The 3,957-nt window shown below is 34.2% G+C and carries 5 protein-coding genes; 2 read left to right on the plus strand and 3 right to left on the minus strand.

Annotated elements, in window-relative coordinates:
- Nucleotides 1-95 precede the first annotated feature (95 nt).
- The 3 genes from rpsP to ylxM form a co-directional block, all read right to left on the minus strand.
- Complete coding sequence (rpsP, locus tag ACW2QF_RS18460; RefSeq protein ID WP_073284659.1) at nt 96-341, minus strand: 30S ribosomal protein S16; 246 nt, start codon at nt 339-341, stop codon at nt 96-98.
- An 81-nt stretch (nt 342-422) separates the two neighbouring features.
- Nucleotides 423-1,766 carry a signal recognition particle protein gene (ffh, locus tag ACW2QF_RS18465; RefSeq protein ID WP_455717485.1) on the minus strand — a complete coding sequence of 448 codons (1,344 nt, stop codon included), beginning with the start codon at nt 1,764-1,766 and terminating at the stop codon, nt 423-425.
- Nucleotides 1,767-1,819: 53 nt separating this feature from the next.
- Complete coding sequence (ylxM, locus tag ACW2QF_RS18470; protein WP_455717486.1) at nt 1,820-2,251, minus strand: YlxM family DNA-binding protein; 432 nt, start codon at nt 2,249-2,251, stop codon at nt 1,820-1,822.
- 344 nt (nt 2,252-2,595) lie between these two features.
- On the opposite strand from ylxM, the gene ACW2QF_RS18475 reads away from it, so the two are divergent.
- Both ACW2QF_RS18475 and ACW2QF_RS18480 read left to right on the plus strand, forming a co-directional pair.
- Nucleotides 2,596-3,351, plus strand: coding sequence for a sulfite exporter TauE/SafE family protein (locus ACW2QF_RS18475; protein ID WP_455717487.1), 756 nt, complete (start codon nt 2,596-2,598; stop codon nt 3,349-3,351).
- Between the two features lie 188 nt (nt 3,352-3,539).
- Nucleotides 3,540-3,957 (plus strand): hypothetical protein (locus ACW2QF_RS18480; protein ID WP_455717488.1); only part of this gene is annotated, 418 nt, incomplete at its 3' end.

Raw genomic sequence — 3,957 nt, forward strand, 5'->3', positions numbered from 1 at the left:
AGTTCCTTCACTACCTTCACCTCCGCCATTCTTATACCACATTAGCCACGAAAAGTAACTTCTCGTGGCTAATGTGTAGCTTATCAAAATATTAATTATTTAACGATACCAGCTTTTTTGAATAATCTGTTAACAGTTTCAGTTGGTTGAGCACCATTTGATAACCATTTTTGAGCTGCTTCTTCGTTTACATTGAAAGCGCTTGGCTCTTTAGTTGGATCGTAAGTTCCGATTTCCTCGATGAATCTACCATCTCTTGGAGATCTTGAATCTGAAACAACTACTCTATAGAAAGGAGCTTTCTTTTGTCCCATTCTCTTTAATCTGATTTTTACTGCCATGTTATTTTCACCTCCTTAAATATTGAACCCATATTCGACTATTGTCATATATATTAACAGGTAAAACCTGTTGGTCCTCGCCTACAGACCGAAAGGTAATTTGAATTTCCCTCTCTTGCCTTTTCCAGACATCATACCTGACATCTGTTTCATCATCTTCTTAGCTTGCTCAAATTGCTTAATTAGCCTATTCACCTCGCTGATATCAACACCAGCACCTTTAGCAATACGTTTCTTTCTAGACGGATTAAGAATCTCCGGATTAGAACGCTCTTTCTTTGTCATAGAATTGATGATTGCAACTGTTCCATCAAAGACGTTATCATTAATCTCTACATCTTTTAATTGAGCAGAAGCTCCTGGAAGCATACCAAGTAAATCTCCAATGCCACCCATCTTCTTAACCTGTTGAATCTGATCAAGGTAATCGTTGAAATCGAATTCTGCTTTACGCATCTTTCTTTCCATCTCTTTCGCTTTCTCTTCATCAATGGTTTCTTGTGCTTTTTCAATTAATGAAAGCACATCTCCCATACCTAAGATACGGGAAGCCATTCTGTCTGGGTAAAATTGTTCTAAATCAGACAATTTCTCTCCCATACCAACATAGAGAATCGGACGTCCAGTTACTGCACGAATGGATAATGCAGCACCACCTCTTGTATCACCATCAAGTTTTGTAATAATAACGCCATCAACACCAATTTTTCCATTGAATGTCTCAGCTACGTTAACCGCATCTTGACCTGTCATAGCATCTACTACTAAAACAGTTTGTGTTACATCTACATTCTCTTTTATTTCAATTAGCTCAGTCATCATGTCTTCATCAATATGAAGACGACCAGCTGTATCTAGGATAACAATATTAAATCCATTCTTATGTGCGTGTTCAATTGCGGCCTTCGCTATGTTCACTGGCTTATGACCATCTCCCATAGAGAAAACTTCCACACCTTGTTTTTCACCATTAATCTGTAACTGCTTAATAGCTGCTGGACGGTATACGTCACAAGCTACAAGTAAAGGTTTTCTACCTTTTTGTTTTAACTTTCCTGCAAGTTTAGCTGTTGTTGTTGTTTTACCCGCACCTTGCAAACCACACATCATTATTATTGTTAGTTCCGAAGCAGGTTTTAATACTAATTCTGTGGTTTCATCACCCATTAATTTAACCATCTCTTCGTTAACAATCTTAATTACCATCTGGCCAGGTGTTAAACTGCTCATTACATCCTGTCCAACTGCTCTTTCCTGAACAGACTTGATAAAGTTCTTAACAACCTTAAAGTTAACATCTGCTTCTAGTAACGCCATCTTAACTTCTTTCAAAGCAGTCTTTACGTCTGCTTCCGTTAAGCGCCCTTTACCACGCAAATTCTTAAATACATTCTGTAGTTTTTCGGATAAGCTGTCAAATGCCATGCTTAAACCTCCCAATCTTATTTGCGTTATATGTTTTAATATCAATCTATGTTCTATAAGTCTTCTAAAATGCTATCGGATAGTGATTCAATCTCTGTTAACAGATCTGTCTCTTTTAACTTTTGTAATCTAAACTCATTTTCCATATTTGACTCATTTAGATTTATGATCTGTTTCGATAATTCCTTTATCTTACTTACTTTTTGCTTCGTTTGTTCAAATTTTTCGATCAAATGAAGCTTCTCTTCATAATTAATTAGTTGATTACTACATCTCTTAACAACATCATGTACACCTTGTCTACTTATTCCTTGTTGTTCTGCTATCTCACTTAATGATAAATCATTCAATATGTAATCTTCATAGATACACTTTTGATTTTCCTTAAGGAGCTCCCCGTAGAAATCATAGAGCAATGATAACTCAACCAGCTTATCAATTTGCTTTATATTATTATTATCTTTTTTTTCAATTTTATCATTCATATAAAGCACCGCCCTGTAAAGTTATTTTCTTTACAGATGATAGTATACATAATTCATATGCTTATGTCAACTTATTTTTTTATTTTTTTCTATATTTTTGAGTGGCTGATTAATTTGACTTACGCTTTCCCTTTTCGTTCTAGCGTTGTTACAATTCAAATACTTGTAACGAACTTATCCATCATGTTATGTTTCAATTTTTCCAGTCTGTTATCTTTTATACCACTTCTTAATTCACCGAAAACTCGTTCCTAATAAATTGACACAAACAGTTGTTATGTTTATAATCAATATAATTCATTAACTAGATTTTCTAAACTAATATCAAATGAAAGGATACTCTCATGCAACTCACATTACATATGTTTCTTATCGTCTGCCCCCTTGTCTTCTTAGGCGGATTCGTTGATTCCATTGCTGGTGGTGGTGGTTTAATTACCTTGCCTGCTTATCTACTAACTGGACTTCCTGCACATAATGCAATTGCAACTAACAAGCTCTCTTCTGCTCTTGGAACTCTAGTAGCTTGCATTCGCTTTCTTAAGAACAAAACGGTTATTTTACAATTAATTTTTCCTACAGTTGTATCTGCTCTAATTGGTTCAGCCATTGGTGCAAGACTAATACTAATGGTCAGCGATCAATATATCCAATATATCTTACTAATCGTCCTACCAATAGTAGCTTACTTTGTAGTTTTCAGGAAAAACACAATGCAAGTTACTGAACAATCCCCCATTTCTAAAAAGAAACAATATATAATTGCAATAATCGCTTCTTTTATAATTGGTACTTACGATGGTTTTTATGGACCAGGCACAGGTACATTCCTTGTCCTCGCTCTAACTGGATTAGCAAAAATCAATATAAGAGAAGCCACAGGCAATACTAAAATTATTAATCTTGCTTCAAATATCGCTGCTCTTGTAACCTTCTTAATTAATGGTAAGACTCTTATACTACTTGGGCTTGCTGCTTCAATTTTCAGTATGGCTGGTAGTTATATCGGTTCTGGAATGGTATTAAAGAATGGTGATAAAATTGTTCGCCCTATAATAATAGTTGTTCTTATTTTATTACTATTAAAGATTCTATTATAAGCCCTAATTCCCATGTAATTCCTTATATACAATACTAATAGCATGTTAAATGCAATAGCATGTTAAATGCGATTCACCTAGCTGTGCTAATCTGTAGGTAAAATCTATTTACTAATTCCTACAGTTTGTATAAGTAGAAATTATATACACATAATAATAGTACTATATTGTCAAAGGAAGGTTATTAGATGGATACAAATACAGAACTCTTAAATTATATATTTCAAAATTCTCAAATGGGAATACAGACTATTGGTCAGTTACTTGAAATCGTAGACAACGATTCCTTTAAAAAGCAACTGGAATCTCAATTAAAAGAATATCGACAGATCAATCAACAAGCACGTAATATACTAACTGATTTAGGAGGCGACGAAAAGGGAATCAGTCAGATGGACAAATTCAAAGCATATATCATGATTAATATGCAAACACTTACGGACAAATCAGCATCTCATATTTCTGAAATGCTGATTTCTGGTAGTACTATGGGTATTATTGAAGCTACTAAAAAAATCAAAGAATACACCGATGCTGACAAAACTATTATAGATTTAATGAAAGATTTACTTGCATTTGAAGAAAAGAATGTTGAAAGCTTAAAAG

Source organism: Anaerosporobacter sp. (assembly GCF_965301125.1).

Excerpts from the sequence above, each read along its gene's own strand:
- ylxM (WP_455717486.1), bottom strand. The coding sequence starts at position 2,251 with ATGAATGATAAAATTGAAAAAAAAGATAATAATAATATAAAGCAAATT.
- rpsP (WP_073284659.1), bottom strand. The coding sequence starts at position 341 with ATGGCAGTAAAAATCAGATTAAAGAGAATGGGACAAAAGAAAGCTCCT.
- ACW2QF_RS18475 (WP_455717487.1), top strand. The coding sequence starts at position 2,596 with ATGCAACTCACATTACATATGTTTCTTATCGTCTGCCCCCTTGTCTTC.
- ffh (WP_455717485.1), bottom strand. The coding sequence starts at position 1,766 with ATGGCATTTGACAGCTTATCCGAAAAACTACAGAATGTATTTAAGAAT.